The organism is Phycicoccus sonneratiae, from assembly GCF_016887965.1.
GTDB classification, from domain to species: domain Bacteria; phylum Actinomycetota; class Actinomycetes; order Actinomycetales; family Dermatophilaceae; genus Phycicoccus; species Phycicoccus sonneratiae.
The window spans coordinates 1-18670 of sequence record NZ_JAFDVD010000029.1 but is presented as its reverse complement, the minus strand read 5'-3'; the positions used below and the strand labels follow the sequence as shown (position 1 = coordinate 18670).

At 70.1% G+C, this 18670-nt stretch carries 18 protein-coding genes; 1 reads left to right on the top strand and 17 read right to left on the bottom strand.

Going from position 1 to position 18670, the window contains the following annotated elements:
• Nucleotides 1–711 precede the first annotated feature (711 nt).
• Nucleotides 712–1308 carry a hypothetical protein gene (locus JQN70_RS19690; RefSeq protein WP_204133095.1) on the bottom strand — a complete coding sequence of 199 codons (597 nt, stop codon included), beginning with the start codon at nt 1306–1308 and terminating at the stop codon, nt 712–714.
• Nucleotides 1309–1810: 502 nt separating this feature from the next.
• The gene (locus JQN70_RS19685; protein WP_204133094.1) at nt 1811–2083 is read right to left on the bottom strand and encodes a hypothetical protein; all 273 of its coding nucleotides are present in this window, start codon (nt 2081–2083) and stop codon (nt 1811–1813) included.
• Between the two features lie 386 nt (nt 2084–2469).
• Here JQN70_RS19685 and JQN70_RS19680 point away from each other — a divergent pair, with 386 nt between their 5' ends.
• On the top strand, nt 2470–2880 hold the full coding sequence (locus JQN70_RS19680; protein WP_204133093.1) for a nitroreductase family deazaflavin-dependent oxidoreductase: 411 nt from the start codon (nt 2470–2472) through the stop codon (nt 2878–2880).
• Between the two features lie 50 nt (nt 2881–2930).
• Here the strand turns inward: JQN70_RS19680 and JQN70_RS19675 are convergent, their stop codons facing one another.
• The 15 genes from JQN70_RS19675 to JQN70_RS19605 all read right to left on the bottom strand — a co-directional run.
• Entirely contained in the window at nt 2931–4535 is a 1605-nt protein-coding gene (locus JQN70_RS19675) for an exonuclease domain-containing protein (protein ID WP_204133092.1), read from the bottom strand.
• A 190-nt stretch (nt 4536–4725) separates the two neighbouring features.
• Nucleotides 4726–5571, bottom strand: a complete 846-nt coding sequence (locus JQN70_RS19670; protein WP_307836114.1) for a nuclease-related domain-containing protein — start codon at nt 5569–5571, stop codon at nt 4726–4728.
• Between the two features lie 98 nt (nt 5572–5669).
• Nucleotides 5670–6329, bottom strand: a complete 660-nt coding sequence (locus JQN70_RS19665; protein ID WP_204133091.1) for a hypothetical protein — start codon at nt 6327–6329, stop codon at nt 5670–5672.
• Nucleotides 6326–7777 (bottom strand): type IV secretory system conjugative DNA transfer family protein, encoded by a 1452-nt coding sequence (locus tag JQN70_RS19660; protein ID WP_204133090.1) that lies wholly within the window; start codon nt 7775–7777, stop codon nt 6326–6328. The genes JQN70_RS19665 and JQN70_RS19660 overlap by 4 nt, the downstream gene beginning before the upstream one ends.
• On the bottom strand, nt 7774–8223 hold the full coding sequence (locus tag JQN70_RS19655; protein WP_204133089.1) for a hypothetical protein: 450 nt from the start codon (nt 8221–8223) through the stop codon (nt 7774–7776). The genes JQN70_RS19660 and JQN70_RS19655 overlap by 4 nt, the downstream gene beginning before the upstream one ends.
• Before the next feature lie 74 nt (nt 8224–8297).
• Entirely contained in the window at nt 8298–9377 is a 1080-nt protein-coding gene (locus JQN70_RS19650; protein WP_204133088.1) for a peptidoglycan DD-metalloendopeptidase family protein, read from the bottom strand.
• A gap of 22 nt (nt 9378–9399) precedes the next feature.
• Nucleotides 9400–10896 carry an ATP-binding protein gene (locus tag JQN70_RS19645; RefSeq protein ID WP_204133087.1) on the bottom strand — a complete coding sequence of 499 codons (1497 nt, stop codon included), beginning with the start codon at nt 10894–10896 and terminating at the stop codon, nt 9400–9402.
• Nucleotides 10893–11159 (bottom strand): hypothetical protein, encoded by a 267-nt coding sequence (locus tag JQN70_RS19640; RefSeq protein ID WP_204133086.1) that lies wholly within the window; start codon nt 11157–11159, stop codon nt 10893–10895. Before JQN70_RS19640 ends, JQN70_RS19645 begins: the two co-directional genes overlap by 4 nt.
• Nucleotides 11156–12676, bottom strand: coding sequence for an SCO6880 family protein (locus tag JQN70_RS19635; RefSeq protein WP_204133085.1), 1521 nt, complete (start codon nt 12674–12676; stop codon nt 11156–11158). Before JQN70_RS19635 ends, JQN70_RS19640 begins: the two co-directional genes overlap by 4 nt.
• Nucleotides 12677–12690: 14 nt before the next feature.
• Complete coding sequence (locus tag JQN70_RS19630) at nt 12691–14091, bottom strand: TrbL/VirB6 family protein (RefSeq protein WP_204133084.1); 1401 nt, start codon at nt 14089–14091, stop codon at nt 12691–12693.
• Nucleotides 14092–14097: 6 nt separating this feature from the next.
• On the bottom strand, nt 14098–14898 hold the full coding sequence (locus tag JQN70_RS19625; protein ID WP_204133083.1) for a hypothetical protein: 801 nt from the start codon (nt 14896–14898) through the stop codon (nt 14098–14100).
• The gene (locus JQN70_RS19620; protein ID WP_204133082.1) at nt 14898–15200 is read right to left on the bottom strand and encodes a hypothetical protein; all 303 of its coding nucleotides are present in this window, start codon (nt 15198–15200) and stop codon (nt 14898–14900) included. The genes JQN70_RS19625 and JQN70_RS19620 overlap by 1 nt, the downstream gene beginning before the upstream one ends.
• Nucleotides 15197–15976 carry a hypothetical protein gene (locus JQN70_RS19615; protein ID WP_204133081.1) on the bottom strand — a complete coding sequence of 260 codons (780 nt, stop codon included), beginning with the start codon at nt 15974–15976 and terminating at the stop codon, nt 15197–15199. The genes JQN70_RS19620 and JQN70_RS19615 overlap by 4 nt, the downstream gene beginning before the upstream one ends.
• Nucleotides 15977–16082: 106 nt before the next feature.
• Nucleotides 16083–16874 (bottom strand): hypothetical protein, encoded by a 792-nt coding sequence (locus JQN70_RS19610; RefSeq protein ID WP_204133080.1) that lies wholly within the window; start codon nt 16872–16874, stop codon nt 16083–16085.
• Between the two features lie 389 nt (nt 16875–17263).
• The coding region (locus JQN70_RS19605) for an ATP-dependent nuclease (RefSeq protein ID WP_204133079.1) at nt 17264–18670 on the bottom strand (1407 nt) is incomplete at its 5' end.

Here is an 18670-nt window from a genome sequence, read left to right as displayed (position 1 = left end):
CCCACGTGGGCGAGCAGGACTGACCATGACAACTCAACGACAGGGGTCCGTTTTCACCCGACGCCAGGGGGTTCATTCTCAGCCGACGTTGACACCCGCCATACCCGTCAAGCCCGCGCACTAGCTCGTCTCGTTGACGAGGCCGACATCACCCTCAGCGCACACTGCCTCCATCGAGCCAAGGAACTTGGGTACAGCCTCGACGAGCTGCTGCGCTGCGTCATCCAGCCCGAACAGACTTACTCGTGCCACCCGCGCTACGGACCAGGGCGCCGGATGTACCAGCGAGGGCCCGTCTCACTCGTCGTGCACGAGCAGACACGCACTGCCATAACCGTGCTGTTGCGCACCACCAGAACTTGGTCCCACGGCGTCGACACTCGCCAAGCCATGGTCGGGTGACCCAAGACCCCGTTGCTGGGTTGAATCACGATTCGTCGCCCGCCATGACGTGCGTCTCTACGCCGCCTAGCGGACGGCGGCATGACCGCGCGTCGGCCCGCCAACTGTCGCGTACCGGTCCGCCTCCGGCTGCCGCGGCCAACTGGCATCCGGTCAGCCGAGGAAGCGGCTCGCCCACAACAAGCGAGGTCCAGTTGCGACTCGACAAAGCTGCGCGGACCATGCGCCGGCTCGCGAACGTGCCACAGCGCAAGTGTTTGCACTCACCGGCACGGTCGGTCCGATCACAAAGCGAGACCAGGCTTGAGGTCAGAGGCTGGTGGATTGCTCGCACGCCTCCACTCCAGATTCGTCCTCTTCGCCGTTAATGGTCCAGTACCGCCACCTCAGCGACGGACTGGTTGCGTCGCCACCGATATCGAGCATCTCTAGCCGAATCGTTTGTCGTCCCGGCTTAATGGGCAATCCCAAGATGTCTTGGTCACCCGCTGGAAATAGTTGCTCGGGGCCGAATTCGGCGGGGTACTCGATGTCCCCATAGAGGGAGAGCGCATACGTTCGCGGGTTGTCAAGGCTCAGTGCGATAGTCACGACTTTGCCAACACCATCTGGGCTTGGCTTTCGCTTGACGATCCGCATTTTGGCCTGCAGTTGTTTCATAGTCGGACAGCGCTTGACAACGCGAGGCGCGCTGGTGGTTGGCGGTGGAGACGGCAGCGCTTCACTTCTAGGCTCCGGGAGCATCACGCCGCCTGGGCACAGGGTGGCCTCAGCGAGGCTTTCGAGCGCAAGCACCTCTTCGGCGGTCACAACTACTCCAGAGGCGCGTGAGCCGTCCTCGATCTCCGCTGCCCGTGCACTACTGATGGGTATGTTCCGGCAGATCGTTACACCGATGAACAGCATGCCCAGATCGTTCGCCTGCTCCTCTTGCAGGAGCCTGCGAGACCCAGCAATCCATGTCGCAAAGTCCGCCGTCCGGCTCGACATCGCGGGTGCTGATGAGTGGCTGGGGGCGACGGCTTCCTGGGAGGGTGCGGGCGATCCACTTTCGATTGGAGCTGCTTCCTTCTGAGAGTGCACCGAACATCCGGCCAAGACGGCCGCAGCGACGATAGACACCACGACGCCTTTCATAGCGTGCATCCGATCGGGTCGCACGCGAGGCTGTGGCAGTACTCCGCTGACTTGTCGGCTCGCCGATTCCACACATGCCTATCTTCCCAGCGCCCTCTGCGCGAATGCTGGAGAACGATTCATGTGAGATGACCCCGCCGGGTCCCTCCAGCCCTGCAGAGCGTCCGGGCAAGAGCTAGAGGGACCCGGAGCTCGGCAGGTCCGGACGGGATCGAGGTGCGTCACATCGCCGCCAGGCGGCGGGGACCGGACTGGTCGCCGTCGTGTTCCGTCAGTAGATGCGCAAGGCGATGTTCCACGGCGGATTCCAGCGCTGAATGAGGAGCTCCTCAACCTCCCCGGGGCGAGCGGCGACGAGCCACCACCACTCCACGTCGTGACCAGCTACGAGCGCGGCATTCAGAAGGCCGTTGACCCGTGCCCGGGTCTGAGACCGCGTGAGCGCCTTGGATGGCGGACAATAGGTGTAGTCGTCGTACGCCCTCCCCAGGCTTTGACCCTTCACCTTCTGGATGAGCCCGAATCCCTCCACCGCCTTGCCCACGTAGCAGACGAGCCCGTCTGCAACCCAGGCGTAGACCCCTTGCTCCTGCGGCGCGGTTGTCTGAACGCGAAGGCGACAGAACGGTCCCATCCCGTATGGATCGGGGTGCGAAAAGGTTCAGCGTCACCGCGGCGACACTTGAGGACGTGAAGCCCAGCGCGACCAAGTCGTCGGTCGTTGCCACGCCTCAAGCCTTCTGGCTCCTCAGGCGGCGCGCAAGACCGACCTGCGTCACAACGCCGCGTCGCGGTCACGGCCGTCCGTCGAGCGACACCCGAGGTTGCACAGGGGTAGGACTAACGCGAACCAGAGACCTGTTCCTATGACTGCAGAGCTGGGTCGAACTGTCCGGCCGCAGCTGATGGCTCAGTCGAAAGGATCGTGCGATGGGAGCTGAGAGCCCTGAGAGCGACGCGACCCTGAGTGCACTCACGCGGAGTCAGGTCATCGACCTGACAACCACGGGCCGGAGGACCGGTCGACTCAGGCGCATCGAGATCTTCCTGCACTACGACGACGGGCGGCTCTTCATCAGCGGAATGCCTCGGTCTGACCGCACGCGGGACTGGATCTACAACATCGGTGCAGATCCGCATGTTGTCGTGCACTTGAAGCAGTCCGTTGTCGCGGATGTGCCGGCGACAGCCCGCGTCGTCGCCGACCCGGACGAACGACGGCCGCTCATCGAGGCGGCAGCCAGGCGTTGGCGTCGCACCGACATCGAAGAGATGATGCGGCACAGCCCCCTCATCGTGTTGAACGTCGACGACACGTCCTACCGTCCGCGCGAAGGTTGAGTCACTGCGCCGCTAGCTCCTCGAGGCAGGAGGCGTTGGAGCGGGCAGGACTAAGACGCTGAGTTGGCCTGCAGATAGGCGTCAATGAGGTCCTTATGGAGGCGCCCGCGGGTTCCAACCTCGTATCCGTTGGCGCGCGCCCACGCCCGCACAACCGCGGGATTTGGCCCCGCACCCGAAGAGGGAACCGCTACCGCCGTGGCGTCCTCCCTCGAAGCGTGCTTGGGATGAATCTGAGAGGCGGGCAGCGCTCTTGCTTCACGCGGCAGTGCAGGCTGCAGGTGGCGCAGAAGAATGGCGTAGGTATCGGGGTGTTCGACACGGCAGTGAATCTCTCGGGCCTTGGCTGCTTTGGTGCCGTTCATCGTGCCGTCGCTGACCAGCATGGCCGTCTTCGCGGAGACGCCGCCCACGACCCGGACACCGAGCTGCTCGGACTCGGTCTCCAGCCGGGTCCGCACTGTGCTGTCGCAGCCAGTGAAGACGACCTTGTCTCCGACCCGAAGGGGTTCACCGTACGACCAGTTGTCTGGCAGCTCGGCCAAGCCCAGTGACATGCGTCGGTTGCGGGCCAGCTCAGCTCGCTCCAGCAGTGCCGGGATCACGCGGTAGCTCACGCCGAGGAGTTCCGAGATTGACAGGAGTTCGGCGCGTTCGGCACGGGTGACCTTGCCGTCCTCCGTCGCCGCGTAAGCCAGCGCCAGGACGAACGCCCGGTTGGCAGCGTCGATGGCGTCGTGGTCGAGCTGCTGCGCCTCAGCGACAGCGGCGAGGCCGGCGGCTTCTTCTGTGGTGATCTCCCCGTCCTCCAAGGCTTCGGCGAGCCTTTCGAGATAGGCCACTGCGCCCGGTGGGGCGCCCTCGTCTAGCGCGTCGATCAGCGAGAACCGGGCGACCAGTTCCACGAGCGCGGGCACTCTCACCGCGGGGGGCTCGGTGGAGCGCGCCGAAGACAGGGCAGAGGTGGCGCGCAGGCCCGGTCCCAAGGGCAACGTTGGGGATGCCGGCCATGGGATCTTGAGCGCCTCTTGGGGCATGGCCAAATGCTCCGCGCGAGGCGGGTAGCCAACGTGCGGGTGCATGAAGGCGGCAAGCAGCACAGCGGTTGCCCGCGCGTCACCGAGCGCGGAGTGGGCACCAGTCAACGGCGTACCCACGGCCCAGCAGCAATCGGCGAGGCGGCGACGATCCAGCGCGGACAGGTAGTAGTCACACGCCTCGAGCGTGCACAGCACAGGGATGTCGGGCATATCCCAACCCGCCCGGCGGTACTCCGCACGCACAAAGGCGATGTCGAACTTGGCGTTGTGCGCTACCAGGGCGGCCCCAGCGAGGCGCTGGTTGAGCTGGGCTACCACGTCCGCGAAGACCGGAGCGTTCGCAACATCAGCCTGGGTGATGCCGTGAATGTGCGTCCCGCCAACAGGCCCTTCAGGGTTGACCCGGGTTCCCCATTCCTCAAGGACGCGGCCCCAGGCATCAGTAGTCACCAAAGCGATCTCTACGATGCGGTCCTCCTCTGGCGAAAGACCGGTGGTCTCGACGTCGATGACAACGAAGTGCGGCTGGCCGGGAGGGGCGGGGGGCGTCGGCATCGTCTGCTGAAACGGAGCCCGCTGAGACGGGCGGCCGAGGAACTTGTCCAAAAGACCCATGTGGCACCTTCGAATGTTGTGGCTACGTCGCCATGCTGGCAGGGCACTCAGAACGACGCGCGTTCAATGACCCACTGCCGAGGAGATGTAGCCCACTAACAAGGGCAGATGACAATCCACAGGCAGCACGAGGCGCGTCGGAGCAGGGGGTTCGAAGCCACGTCACAGCGCCGGCTCAGTGCAAGCGACCTCATGACGCCGGCAAGGCCTTTGCGAGAGTGCGGTGGATCTCGGCGATGGTGTCGGCGGTCAGTGGGCCTTCCGCTTGGAGCTTGGGGTACAGCTTCTTGGGCCACAGGGCGTGGACGTCGCGGGTGGTGAAGTTGCCGCCGAGCAAGGGCCAGTCTGCTTCGACGAAGCACAGGACGCCGTGGACCGGCACGGCGGGCTCGAGTAGGCCGCGAACGACGTCGACCTGCTTGAGTACCCCGTCGACGAGCTTGGTGCAGTCCCGTGTGCCGATCATGAGCCGTTCGACGCGGGGCCGGAAGAGCCCTCCGTCGATCCTCAGGTGCGGGCGGCCGCGGTACTTCTTGGCGTCGATGACGAACACGCCGGTGGGGGTCACGGCCAGGTGGTCGATGTTGGCCTTGCTCTTCGGCATCCGTCGGTCGTGCAGCAACCGGACGGTCTGCGACGCGAGCCGGTTCAAACCGCCGCCAAGCCTCTCCTCGCCGAGTGCGCCGGTGTTCCATGCGGTCGTGGACTGGGGGTCGTCGGAGACTGCGAGGATCAGGCCGCCGAGCTTGGGGTGCTTGGCCCGGATGCGTTCTTCACGCGCTGCTTTGCGCCGGTCGAACTCGCGACGCGCGGACGCTCCCGCCGTCCCGGGGTCAACCACCTCAGGAACGGCGACGTCCGGCACGTCCTCGGCGGGACCGGCACTAGGCGTGCTCACCTCATGGCTGACACAACGCACCGTCCTGGTCGCCCGTTCGTAGATCGCCTCGGCCCTCGCCGGCAGCTCTGACCCACACACCCGGCACGTTCCGGCAAAGCGCAAGCGCATGCGCTTCTCGTCGACTCCCCCATCCACGAATGACACCGTAAATCGCTGTCCCGTTCTATGCAGGAGGTTGCGTCATTTCGCCGCGATTTCGTCAAGCCGATCGGCGCTGCACACGGTTGGCCTCACTACTCGAAGACCTCGCCTGTCCCCGGGTCAACGAGTTCCTCGTCGACCAGCCTCAGCCCCGGCCCCGGCTCTGGCCTTGGCCGAAGTTCCGTCTGCGAGGCGCGGACCAGTGCGGCGTCGGCGTCGAACGTTGCGGTCCTTCGTCGCCGGTGTGGGTCGCTTGTGTGCCGGGCGTGCCTGCTGGTTGAGGGGGATGTCTGGTGCCCGTTCTCGCAGTGGCTCTTGAGGCGGGCGTTCATTCGGTCAAGGAACGTGGGGAGGGCGTGCCGGTGCCAGTCTTCGAGAGCATCGCTGGTGGCGGCCCGCCCGGCGCGGCGGCGTTGGTCGGCGAGGACGGCAATGTCGTGGACGAGGTGGGGGTGTTCGGGCCAGCAGCTGGGGATATACGCGGCTGTGTCCCAGACGTATTCGTGGTTGAGCCAGATGACGACGTCGTCGAGCCAGATCCAGACCTCGAGCCGGAGGTCGTGGTGGGTGCAGGTGGGTGGGTCCCACGGTCTGGGGAGGGTGCGCAGGTCGCCGAGCTGGGCCTTCTGTTCTGGCGTGCCGTCGGCGGCCAGGGCGAGCTCCCAGTATGCGAGCTCGACCAGTCGCCCCGGCTTCGGGAAGGGCTGTGCCAGCGGCGCGGCCGCTGGGGTGAGCTCGGGTTCGCTGGTCATGGTGTTCCGTGTCGTTGGTCGGTGCGCATGCCGCGACGACCGGCTTCGACCAGGGCGGCGGAGGCGCGGGTGTCCGCGGGGACCTGGTGGGTCTGGGTGTTGGAGATCCGGGCTCTGGCGTGGGCTTGGTTGGCCAGGAGCCGTCGGCCGGGGCGGCCGTCGATGCAACGGGTGAGGGTGGCGATGATGGGTTTGCCGTGTTCGGCGATGACGAGGGCGTGTCGGTCTGGGAGCTGGCGGATCTCGGCGCCGGTGAGGATGGGGATGTCGTGGCCGGTGATGGAGCGGCTGGTGCGGCCGGTCTGCCACGAGGTGCGGGCGACGTGGACGGGGCCGAGGAGGTCGGAGATCTCCTGGTTGAAGGCGACGTCCTTCGAGCCGCCGAACATGACCAGTGTGTTGGTCAGACCGAGCACCGCGCGGGCCTGGTGGTCGCCGAAGATGCCGGTGAGCTGGGCGCGGGTCTGGGCGGCCCAGATGAACGAGATCCCCAGGGCGCGTTCGTTGGCCATCCGGGTCTGCAGGGTGGGCAGTGGTGCGGTGGAGGGCAGCTCGTCGAGGCAGGCAAGCATCGGCGGGCACAGCCGCCCCCACCGGGATGCCTGCGCGGCGAGCAGGGCGGTGTCCAGGACGTGCTCGGCCACCGCGGTCATCAGCGGTGACGCGGACTCGTACGGGCTCTCCCGGCCCAGGAGGTAGATGGTGCCGCCGGCGGCGATGAGGTCGGCGATGTTGGTGGCCGGGCGGCCGGGGCCGGGGACACAGCGGGTGCGGATCTGTTCCTGGAAGAACAGGGACAGGGCCTGCTGAATGGTGGTGATGGTGTTGCCGGCGGTGCGTTCGTCCCCGCGCAGGGCGCCGTGAAGCAGGCCGTGCCAGAAGGGTGCGGCGTGCGGGTGCTCGCGCAGGATCTCGGTGGGTTCGACGGCGGCGACGGGGTTGGCGACCCAGCGCAGCACATGTTGCAGTGACCGTCCGGTGAGGGCGGCGGCGTGGAAGTAGCCCTGGATGACCTTGGCGGCTTCGGCGGCGTAGAACCGGGCGGCGTCCTCGCCCTGACCGCGGGTGCCGGCGCCGGAGACGGTGCCGGCGGTGAAGGCCTTGGCGCGGCGTTCGGCGACCATCGGGTCCACGCACCCGGCGATCGGGTCCCAGACCAGCTCGGGCAGGCCGGGGGCGAGCCCGAACGGGTCGAGAACCGCCACGGGTCGGTTGCCTGTGGAGCGTTCGTCGATGGACAGCAGCAGGTCGTCGGTCTTGGTGAGGGTGACCAAGGCGGCGCCGGGTGCGGCGAGCAGGGCGGGGATGAGCAGGTCAAGGGTCTTGCCGGACCCTTGTGGGCCGATGACCCCGGCGGTGCGGTCCCACGGCACCCACAGCTGCCCGCCGCGGGGTTCGTGCGCGGCGCCCAGGCGCCACCCGACGTCGGTGGGCGCGAAGCCCCTCACCGCCGCCGCCGAGGCGGGTACCGGTCGGGCCGGATCACGGGGGCGACCCGACGAAGCCGGGAGGGGCCGAGCAGGGCTTGGGCCTGGGCGCGGGTGGCCATCCCCCAGACCCGGCCGGGACCCCACGCCCGCCACAGCCACCGGGCCGCGGAGAGCAGTAGCGCGATGGCGAGGAGCTCGGTCACGGCCAGGCAGGCGTACAGCAGCGCGGGTGCGGCTGCCGGGCCGGGGGGAAGTCCGGCCCGGGAGTCGCCGCCGAGCAGGGCAGGGATGCTGCTGAACACCTCGCCCTGGGCCGGCAGCGCCCACCCGGTGCCGGACAGGCCGTTGGCGGCGCTGCGACCCACGTGAGCTGCCAGGACGAGGACGAGCCCGGTGACCATGGCCGCGGTGAGCGGGATCTCCCAGGTGTGCGGGTACGGGGTGGTGCGCCGGTCCTGCTGCATGCGGTCCTCCTCGAGGGGTTCCTTCCTGCCTCCCTAAGCCGGCAGCTGCGGGCTTGGTGGCCACCACAGGGCGACTAGTTCGGGCAGCTGGTGGTGGGGTCACCGGCGTAGGCGTGGGCGTAGTGCAGGACGTCGTTGACGTACCAGTCGGCGTGGTTGTACGCGAACAGCGCGCGTCGCACCCCCGCTGGTCCTGTCAGGGCGCCGGAGTGGGTGAGGTAGTTGGCGGCGGAGTGGACGCTGTCGGCGTCGCTGGTGATGCTGACCGTTCCGTCGTGGTCGCCGTCGACCCCGTAGACGGCGAAGGTGCCGGGCATGAACTGCATGAGTCCTTGGGCGCCGGCGGGTGAGGTGGCGTGGGTGGCGCCGTGGCGGGTCTCCTCCATCCCGATCCCGGCGAGCAGCTCCCAGGGCAGGTGGTACCTGTCGCCGGCGGCGCGGTAGAGCGCTTTGATCCGTGCCAGGATCGGGGCGGGTGGGGAGGCCATGGAGTTGCGGCGCGGCGACCCTGCCGGTGGCAGCCCGGTCTCCGGGATGGCGACCGCAGTCGGCGTCTGTGTGGGCCTCGACGCGGGGACTGCTCTTCCGTCCAGGGGGGCGCCGTGGGCGGCCATAAACGGAACCGGGTCAGCAGGCCTGTCGTGCAGCCGGATCTCGAAGTGGAGGTGGTTGCCGGTGCTGGCGCCGGTGGACCCTTCCACCCCGATCACCTGGCCGGCCCGGACGGTGGCCCCGACGCGCGCGATGGGGTTGATTCGGGCGAGGTGGGCGTACCGGGTGACGGTGCGTCCGCCGTGGTCGATGTCGACGGCGTTGCCGTAGCTGCCCCTGGGGCCGGCGGCGGTGACGGTGCCGTCGTGGGCGGCGACCACCGGCCCGGGCGCGGGCAGGGAGACCAGGTCGGTGCCGGAGTGCAGGCGCCACCGGTGGTAGATCGGGTGGAACCGCATGCCGAACGGTGAGGTGCGCGTGTACGGCTGCGCGAACGGGGGCCGCCATGGCCCCACCGTCGCGGCGGGACCGACGCAGGTGGGGTCGGGTTGCGCGGCGACGGCGGGGGTGAGGACGGCGGTCAGCAGCAGCGCGGCCCCGAACGGTGCCCCGAGCAGCAGCGCCGCGACGACGGCGAACGCCCACCATGCCTTGCTGGACACCACGGTTGCACTCCCCTCGGGTTCAGGCGGCGCCGGCGATGGCGTCGTTGGTCCAGGTGAGCTGGGCCTCGAGGGGGTGCAGCACGGTTTGGACCTTGTAGTGCTGTTCGCCGACGCACCACAGGGCGCGGCCCTTGCCTTGCAGGGCCCAGCGGGTGACGACGTCGCGGGCGATCGGGCCCAGGTTCAGCAGGGTCTCGAGCTCGGTGGCCACCGCGTGGTCCTGGCCGTGCAGGATCTTGATGTCGGTGAGGTGGAGCAGGTCCTTGGCGATGGTGACGGCCTGGGATCCGGTGTCGCCCACGGAGAGCAGGTCGGCGGGTTTGTGGGCGTTGGCCCACTGGATGTCGCCGTCGGCGCGGGACAGTCGCAGGTCCTGGTCGAACGCCTTGACCGCCTCGACCCCGAGCCGCATCTGCTTCCAGACCTCGTCGCGCACGTTGATCCGCAGATCCCCGGCGGGGGCGTGCTCGCGCATGCCGCGCCCCCAGGAGGACAGGCAGGCCAGGGCGATGCCGACGGCCTCGTCGCCCAGGGGCATGAGCCGGGACAGGGACAGCGAGGCGATGGGGGCGGCCCAGTCGATGGCGATGGTGGTGTGGTCGTCGAACAGGCCGGCGAGGGCGCCGTCGACGAGCTGGCCGAGGGCGCCGCGCAGCAGCCGGGTCTGGTCCAGGAAGGCCCGGGTGTTGGCGTACCGGCAGGCGGCGACCAGGTCGGGGGTGGGGTTGGTGAGCAGGTGCCACAGGGCCGGGATGGTGGTCTCGGTCAGGGTGGTGGCTCCGGTGTGGTGTCCGGTGAGGTCGCGCAGGGCGGCCTTGACGACCTGCTCCTCGACCGGACCGAACGGGACCGGGTGGGCGCCGACGCGCTGGGAGCCGACCAGGGCCCGGATCAGGGTGAGCCACCGGGCGAACACCACCGCGGACTCGGTCGCGGTGTCCGCACCGGGGCCGCGGGGTCCGAAGGCGAGGGGGTTGATCCGAGCTGGCAGGCCGGGCCCGATGGTGATCGGCTGCACCCCGAGGAAGGCGCAGAGGGGTTGGTACTCGTCCTTGGGGTCGCCCAGGATCAGGGCGCGGTAGCCGAAGTCGAGCATCCTCAGGATGAACGCCTTGGTGGTGGCGGACTTGCCGCGGCCGGGTTTGCCGAAGCAGATGACGTTGGGGTTGGTGACCGGGATGTCATCGGACAAGACCCACCCGAACGGGTCGGCGTGGAAGGACGCCCCGGACATCACATCGATGCCCATCTGGGCGCCGGTGGGCGGCAGGGCGGGGGTGGCGATGAACGGCCACAGCACGCCGGCCTGGTCGGAGGTCATCCGCCAGGTCGAGACCGGCGCGGCCGGTGACGCGGCCCAGCCGCGCCCGCGCTGGCGGGGTCCGCGGCGCAGTGCCCGCCGGAACAGCCGGGGCTCGCGCGGGGCGGGGGCGGGAGGTGGGGCGGTGGGCAGGTCGTGGCCGAAGTCGGCGAGCAGCGCGGTCAGGTCGCGCCCGGGGAGCTGGGTGCGGGTCATCGCCACCACCCCGGCACGTCCGCCTCGAAAGCCAGGTCCACGTCCGAATCGCTCCGGTCCTCCGGGTGCGGCTCGTGGTGTGGCGGCTGCTGACGGTCGGGGTGGTCGATGCCGGTGAGCGCGAGCTGGGCTTCGGCCACGAGGTCGGCGGCCTCACGCTGGTGGCCTTCGCTGCGCAGCACGCGGGCGGAGGCGACGCAGGCGGTGGCGTAGTGCTCCACGGCACGGTCGGTGTCGCCGTACCGATGCGGGTAGGTGGTCATGCGCTCCCCCTGCGGGTCAGGCTGGTTCCCAGCGGGATGGTGGAAGCGGCGAACGCGGCGTCCTGGGACAGGTCGAGGCGCAGTGGGGCGAACCCGGCGGAGCGGATGGCGGCGTCGAGGCGTCGGCCGTACTCAGCGACGCGGGCGGTCTTGGGGACGGTGACGGTGCAGATCGCGTACGGACGGGTCAGGGCGTTGCCGCGGGCGAGCTTGCGGTCCAGGTCGCGGACCTTCTCGCTCTCCTGCTGGGAGCGGGCCCGCTGGCGGACCTTGGCCTTGGCGCGCAGCCCGTCGGCCATGTCGGCCTTCCAGGCGCCGGAGGCGGAGTGCCGGTCGGCGACGTGACCGGGGATGATCGGGTAGGCGACCATGAAGGAGCGCCGCTCCCCCGCCTGAGCGGGGGTCAGCACCGGGGCCAGGGCCCCCATCACGGCGCCCTTGGTGGGGAGCTTGACGGTGGCGGACACCGAGTTCCACGCGTCGTGGGAGTAGTGCCGCACCACCGGGTCCGCCCCGGACGGGCCGGCCAGCGCCCACGGCACCTCGGTGTTGACGCCGCCGTGGGTGGCGGCGGCGGTCAGGGCGTCGATGATCCCGACCCGGTCGCCGGGGGCGAACCCGGTGCGGCAGGCGACAGCCAGCTCCGGCGAGGTGAGCCACTGCACCTGGCTCATGCCGAGCCCGCCGCGCAGGTGCGCCTCCACCTCGCCCATCACGGAGTGCAGGACCTGGGCGCGGCCGGTGAACCCGCCGCCGGCTTCCTTGGCGTCCCGGCCGATCCGGGCCTCGGGGACGACGACGGTCACGAACGCCTCGGTGCGCACCGACGCCCCAGTCAATGTGGCCTGCAGCTCGTCGTTGACGGTCCGGGCGGCGACCGGGGCTCCGGGGCGGCGGTGCCGGGTGAGCCACTGGTCGCGCTGCGCGCCGTCCTCGGGCACGGTACGCACGACGATGACGATCTCGTCGACCAGTCCAGTGCGGGCGGCCGCGTCGAGCAGGTCGGCCAGCCCGGCACCATACCGGTCCCTCGTGGCCGGGTCGGACCACCCGATCCCGGGGTGGGTGACCGCGGCGGTGACCGCCCAGGTCCGCACGGTGTGGTCCTGGATGACTGCGACCCGCCGCTGTTCCGGGCCGGCCGGTGGGGCCTCGTGGACCTCGATCCCGGACAGCACCCCTGGCAGGTCCACGGTCGCCAGGTCGCCGACCTGGCCGCGGGTGGCGTGGGACCGGAACCGGGCCCACCCGGCGACGGCGCCGGCGGCGTGGGCGGTGGCCGCGACCAGCCAGCCGGTGGCCGAGCGGCCCCGCACCGGGGTCACCACCAAGGCGGTCACCATCGCCCAAGCCAGCAGGAGCACCCCGGCGGTGGCCCAGCGGCCTTGGCTGGTGGCCCACAGCGCCGGCAGGACCCCGAGGCCGACGATGGCCAACTGGGTTCCGGTCAGCCCGAAGAAGAACCCGATTCGGGCCCTCGAGTAGTCGTCGTACACGTGCGCGTGTGGCTGGCTCATGGGTGGGTTCCTTCCTAGACGGGCACGACCGGGACTGCGGCAGCCGCCCCAGCAGCGCCACCGGCCGTACCGGCGCCACTGGTGGCCGCGCCGGCCCCGGCAGGCGCGACGGCCGGGAAATACGGCTCCGGCGGTACCGACGTGGGCGACGGGTTCTGGTCGGGGGTGTCGCCGCGGACCTCCGGGGCGCCCTGCGCCTGGGGGTGCCGGCCGCGGGCGGTGAAGTCCGGGACGTAGCTGGAGTGCCCCACCCCCATCTGGTTGGACAGGTCGGCCCCGACAGTGGCCCCGGCCGCGGCCAGTGCCCCCGCCCCGCCCAGGGCGCGGGAGGCCGCAGTGCCGAGGCCGCCGCCGACGGTGCCGAGGAACCCGCCCGCGCCCTGGGCGAACCGGGCCGTCGTGGCCTGCTCGCTGGCGCCCTCGCCCGCCGCCCGGCCGGTGCTGTCGCTGCTGGAGGCGGCGCCCGTGCCGGAAATGGCCTCGCCTCCGACGAGTCCTTGGAGGCCGCCGGCGGCGGCGTACCCGGAGCGCATCGCGGCGCCGGAGCTGGTGCCGGGGTCGACGAACGCGAGCAGCCGGAACAGGGCCAGCGGCGCGAAGCAGGACACCAGGATCAGCACCACCCCGGGCACCGCGGTCCCGACCGCCGCCGACAGCGAGGTGCCGGCGCCGGTGACGGTGGCAGTGGTGACCTTGGTGCCGACCCCGATCACCAGCGCCATCAGCGGTGGGGTCAACGCGGCGGCGTGGGTCCACCGCACGCACTTCCAGAACCAGGACTGCCCGACCTCCGAGACCAGCCCGGCGGCGGCGATCGGGGCGGTCGCGGTGAGGATGACCAGGGCGGCGGCGCGGGTGAGCATGACCAGCAGGTGCCCGATAGCGGCGACGATCACGATCATCCCGAGCACGCCCAGGACGGTGGCGATGGTGCCGTCGGTGATGTCGTGGACGTCCAGGCGCCCCCACGGTTGCCACTGCGTCCAGGCGTCCACGCCCATGGTGGCCCGCATGACCGCCTTGGTCAGCCCGGAGCAGGCGTACAGCAGCATCAGCGCGTAGGAGATCCACCCCGCCCAGACCATGACGAACTGCCCTGCCCCGACGAGCAGCCGGGCCAGGGCGCGCCCGTCCCGGCGGAACGCGGCCACCCCGCACTGAACCGAGGCCAGCGCAACCACGAGGGTGGCGGCGACCCAGAACGTGGTCCGGTACACCTCGCCCATCGGCCCGCTCTCGCGCAGGTCCGGGGTGAGGAAGGTGTCCAGGAGCCCCAGGACGAGGCGCAACAGCCACAGGCCGCCGTTCCACAGGGCGAGCATCGCCGCGGTCCAGGCGTCGGCGGCGACCTTCCCGGCCGCGTTGCCCAGGTAGGTGAACGGGTTGATCAGGTCGTCCCAGCCGTCGGCGCGCATAACGGGTCAGTCCTGCACACCGAGTGGAACCCAGGTCCGCCAGCCGGCCTGCAGGGCCAGGTCGGTGCCAGGCCAGGTCGACGGTGCCGCCGCGGGCCGGGCGCCGGCGGCGATCATCCAGCGGTCGTGCTGCCACTGCATCGGCTCGCAGTGCCCGTACGCCACCGACGCCGTGGCCGCGGCGACCGCGTCCAGGCGCAGCAGGACGCAGGCCAGCACCCAGCCCGGCCCGTCGGTGCCCTTGACCTGGGCGGCGACCGGCGTCGCGGTCAGCACCGGGTCAGCGGCTCCGGCGGCGGCGGTGAGGAACGCGCGCACGTTGCCCGTCATCACCCACCTGCTGGCCGGGGGCGCCCCCGGCAGGGACCAGGCCCCGTACACGCCGGTGGTGTGCGGCACGGACATGCCGGCGAGCACGGTGGTGTCGATCGCGGCGAGCTGCCCGACCGCCCCGGCCGGGGTGTGCGGGTACCCGGTCGGCACCCCAGCCGTTCCCTCGGTGGTGGCCGGTGGCACCTGGATGCTCGGGCTCGGCGCGGTCGCCGCGGCACCACCGCGAGAAGCCTCGGGGCCGACCTGACGCATCGGGGTGGTGGCGACCCGGTCGCGGAAGCTCTGGCCGGTTGAGGCCGCCACGGATGCCGAGCGCCCAGTCGGCACGCTGGGCTTGTCGGCCAGAGATGCGACCACCCCGTAGACCAGGCCAGCGGCCAGGCAGACCACGAGCGTGGAGGCCCCGGCCAGGACGAGCAGGAGCCGGCGACGGCCCCAGCCGGCGACCTCGGGTGCGGCGGTGCTGGTGGTCATCAGACGCACCCGGACCCGGTCATCGCGCGCACTATCCCGGGCAGGACCAGGTAGCCGATGATGGCGGCGAACACCAGCACGATCCCGACGACGCCGGCCTTGGAGGCGTGCGGCATCGCGAACGCGCGGCCGGCGACGGTGGCGCCGATCCCGACGACGACGCCGAGGATGAACAGCAGCCCGATGCCCCACAGGACGTACCCCATGAGCTGGTCGGCGTACTGCTGCGCCCCCGGCGGGGCGATCGGGCAGATCTTCGCCCCGACCGAGGCGAGGGCGGTTGACGTCAGATGCGTGGTCATGGGGTGTCCTTGCTCTCGAGGGCGATCTGCAGGACCTGGGCGGCAGCACGGACGACCGGCTCAGGCAGGGCGGTGGTGTCCGGGCCGTGGGTCCACAGGCGGGCGTCCACCGGGACCGGGACGAACCGGCCCTCGAGGTGGTGGGTGCGGCGCAGGTCGTCCAGGGCGCGGGTCAGGGGTCTCGGAACCCGCCGGTGCGGTGGCATGAGCACGGCGACAACGGGACGGGTCAGCCGATGCAGGGCCGCGTCGAGGCGGCGCAGCCCGGGCACGGTGGGCACGGCCGTGACCACCACCGGGTTCCCGCGGCGGAGCAGGTCGCCGAGCCAGCCGGCCGAGCCGAGGACGGTCTGCAGGTCCCAGGCGACGTCCACGACGACCAGCCCAGATGACGTCACCGCCGGGGGCGGCACGTCCTGGGGTGCGTGCACGACACCGGTGGGCCGCTCCACCAGCACCCGGTCACGGGTCGCGCGCATCCAACCGTGCCGGTCCCGGCCGAGCTCGGCAGTGGTGGCGGCGACCAGCCCAGCCGACTCGGCCGTGGCGCACTCGATGACCCTGCCCGCGCCGGCCGCGGTTGCCAGCGCCAGAGTCAGAGTCGAGGCCCCGGAGGCCGGGCAGGCGCCCGCCACCGGGACGACCGGGCCCTGCTGCGGCCAGGCCTGCGTTGAGACGGGTCGTGGCTGGCCGAGCCGGAAGTCCCCGGCTGACACCGACAGGTAGGCGCGGCGCAGCTCGTCCACACGGACCGGTCGGATCGCGGTTGTCGTCATCGTCATGCTCCATCTCTTGAGAGCCACACCCGTGCCGCGCCAGCTGGGTGCGTCGCGGGGTCCGTCCTGCCTCCCAAAGCCCGCCGGGGTGCCCTTGGTGGCCACATCACGCGGGAACCGTCTCGACCGCGTACGCCGCAGCCAGCGCGGTCAGGCTGCGCTGGACCCGGCGCCGGACCGTCCGCCCGGAGATCCCGAGCTCGGCGGACACCACCGTCGTAGCGGCCGAAGCGGTCAGGCCCCCTCGCCCCGCCCGCCGCGGTCCTGCGCCGGTGCCGCTGGCTCGGGCCAGCCGGACCAGCAGCCGGCAGTCGTCGAGGTCGATCACGCCATCGCGGCAGGCGCGCTCGAGCAGGTCCTCCAGCTCGGCCTTGGCCGTCGGGTGGCGGTCGGGATTGGGCAGATCCAGCCAGAGCCGGCTGGTTGGGTCCACCAGCATGGCCGTGTCGCAGCGGCTGCCGACCGGCTGGCCTACGCCGAGGTGGCGAAGCACGCCCTTTCGGACGTTCCGCAGGACATTCGCCGCGACGTGACGAGCCGGGATGCGCCCGGAGCGGACCTCGATCCACAGCTGCGACGCCACGACCTGGTCGATGTCCGGGCACAGTGTCGCCAGGCCGCGGGCGAGCGTGCTGGCGCCAGGCAGGAGAGTCCAACACAGGACCGCGGCCGCGGCCGGGTCGCCCCCGCCCCGGCAGTTGCCCAGGTTAGCCAGCGCCGCCAGCGCGCCGTCCGCCTGGTCGGGGGCGCACGCCAGAAGCCACTGACGCAGAGATGGCAGCGAAGGCGCACAATCCAGCCCCGGATGGTCCACGCACCAGCCGCTCCAGCGAGTTTGTGCCTGAGCCAACAGCTCGCTGTCCGGGTCGTCCAGTCCCAGCATCGCCGCGACGCTCACGGTGGGCTCCTTCCGCCTCGAAATGAGAGGCAGAAGGTGCCGCGACAACGTCCCCGGTTTCGTCCCCGGACGGCCCGTCAGGACGGGGGGAAGAACGTCCCTGGAGCCGACCGCAGGGACGTGACCTGCGGAAATGCTTCGTCCCTAGGAAAGTCGCGCAGGAACGGGAAACGCCACTGCGAGTCGACGCTTTCGAAGGGGAGGGGCGTCACCGTCGGCTCAAGCCAAGGCGACGCGGGGTCGACGACCGGGGGCGTGGGCCAGCTGGCACCGACTCAGCTAGACGCGTCCACGGCCGCGTCAACCGGGCGGGATGCTCACCCTTCTGCCGATGAGCGCAAGGCGCCGAGCGGCCCTCCCCTCTGGCGGGTGGTAACACCACGAGCAGCTTAGGCGAGCGCGTCAGGCAGATAGCTCAGGTCGGACGGGTCACGGATGACTGGCTCGAGCCATCGTTCAATCGCGTCTTGGAACTGGGGATGCAGGTCTGGCCAAGTGCACTGTCTGGCGATCTCACGGCGCGTTAGATCTGATTTGCTGGAGCCCTTGGCGTTCACGTCACGACACTTGGATCCCAGCCTGTATGCGAGTTCCTCCCCGTCGCGACAGTCCAGACCGATGGAAGTACCTATCGTCGCCGCGCGACCCGGTTGCATGTTGCCTGCCAAAGCGAACTCGAGGTCGAAGGGTAGGAGGTGGACGCTGACTGAGGCCGCCGTCGCAGCCGTGTTGAACTCCTGTACTGCGGACTGGTGCCCCTCTTGATCGCGACGGCTATATGTCTCCTCTACGGCTGGCCGCGTACCGCGCACGGACTCCGGCACCTCAACCCCTGCCTGATTCAGGGAGCGAATGACCTGGAGCGCTGCGTCGCCATCGGCGCAGACGAGCGAGCGAATCGCGGGTTTTCGTTCCTGATCGACGAAACCCCGCAACATCCGTAGCCAAGGTGTGAACGCGGTTTTGCCTCCGACCCCAATGACGGCCATCTGACTACACGCGGGACGTAGCGCTGGATGACTGGCGATTCGGCGTCGGATCTCCTCGAATACCGCCACGTCACCGGCTCCCTCCACCAGGAGAACGCTGCGTGCGAAGAGTGCCTCGGCGCCCCGCCCGCTCATAAAGGCTGACTGCCGCTCGTCGGCTCCCTCAGCGGAGGTTGTGGCGAAGAGTCGGTGATCGCGGAGGATCACGACGTCCGAGATAGTTGCCTCGTCGATCATCGCGGAACTGTGAGTTGACGCGATGAACCAGAGGTCCCGGTTGTCCAGGAGACTTCGCGCCAGTTCCCGCTGGGCCGAGGGGTGCAAGAAGGTCTCTGGCTCCTCCAAGAGCAGACGTACTCGAGAACCCTGACTCACCATGCCCTTCAGCAGGCCGATTACAAGCAGGGACTGCAGCCCGGAGCCAACCTCCTCCACCGGGACCATTCGCTCGTCGTGCGTACCGGTGGTCAACCGCAACGCCACGGCATCCGCCAACCAGCCCAAGGCATCGTCGTGAGCGAAGTCCAGGCGCAGTTCTGCGCGCTCGAACAGGTGACGCGATTCGTTGCTGAACTGTTGGACCACGTCCCCGAGCTCCTGCTCAGCGCGCTCGCGAAGGGAATCCAAGGCCTGACGAACGTGCCTCACCCGTTCAGCTGGGCGCCCAGCTACCTCCGGCAACATGGACGTCTTCAAACGCTCGAGCACGAGCGTGTCAACGTCGGCTGAGAATGAACCCCCTGGCGTCGGGTGAAAACGGACCCCTGTCGTTGAGTTGTCATGGTCAGTCCTGCTCGCCCACGTGGG

Bases quoted from the DNA above. Each gene is read 5' to 3' on its own strand.
- JQN70_RS19690 (WP_204133095.1), bottom strand. From the start codon at position 1,308: ATGCTGTTCATCGGTGTAACGATCTGCCGGAACATACCCATCAGTAGT.
- JQN70_RS19680 (WP_204133093.1), top strand. From the start codon at position 2,470: ATGGGAGCTGAGAGCCCTGAGAGCGACGCGACCCTGAGTGCACTCACG.
- JQN70_RS19675 (WP_204133092.1), bottom strand. From the start codon at position 4,535: ATGGGTCTTTTGGACAAGTTCCTCGGCCGCCCGTCTCAGCGGGCTCCG.
- JQN70_RS19665 (WP_204133091.1), bottom strand. From the start codon at position 6,329: ATGACCAGCGAACCCGAGCTCACCCCAGCGGCCGCGCCGCTGGCACAG.
- JQN70_RS19655 (WP_204133089.1), bottom strand. From the start codon at position 8,223: ATGCAGCAGGACCGGCGCACCACCCCGTACCCGCACACCTGGGAGATC.
- JQN70_RS19645 (WP_204133087.1), bottom strand. From the start codon at position 10,896: ATGACCCGCACCCAGCTCCCCGGGCGCGACCTGACCGCGCTGCTCGCC.
- JQN70_RS19640 (WP_204133086.1), bottom strand. From the start codon at position 11,159: ATGACCACCTACCCGCATCGGTACGGCGACACCGACCGTGCCGTGGAG.
- JQN70_RS19635 (WP_204133085.1), bottom strand. From the start codon at position 12,676: ATGAGCCAGCCACACGCGCACGTGTACGACGACTACTCGAGGGCCCGA.
- JQN70_RS19630 (WP_204133084.1), bottom strand. From the start codon at position 14,091: ATGCGCGCCGACGGCTGGGACGACCTGATCAACCCGTTCACCTACCTG.
- JQN70_RS19625 (WP_204133083.1), bottom strand. From the start codon at position 14,898: ATGACCACCAGCACCGCCGCACCCGAGGTCGCCGGCTGGGGCCGTCGC.
- JQN70_RS19620 (WP_204133082.1), bottom strand. From the start codon at position 15,200: ATGACCACGCATCTGACGTCAACCGCCCTCGCCTCGGTCGGGGCGAAG.
- JQN70_RS19615 (WP_204133081.1), bottom strand. From the start codon at position 15,976: ATGACGACAACCGCGATCCGACCGGTCCGTGTGGACGAGCTGCGCCGC.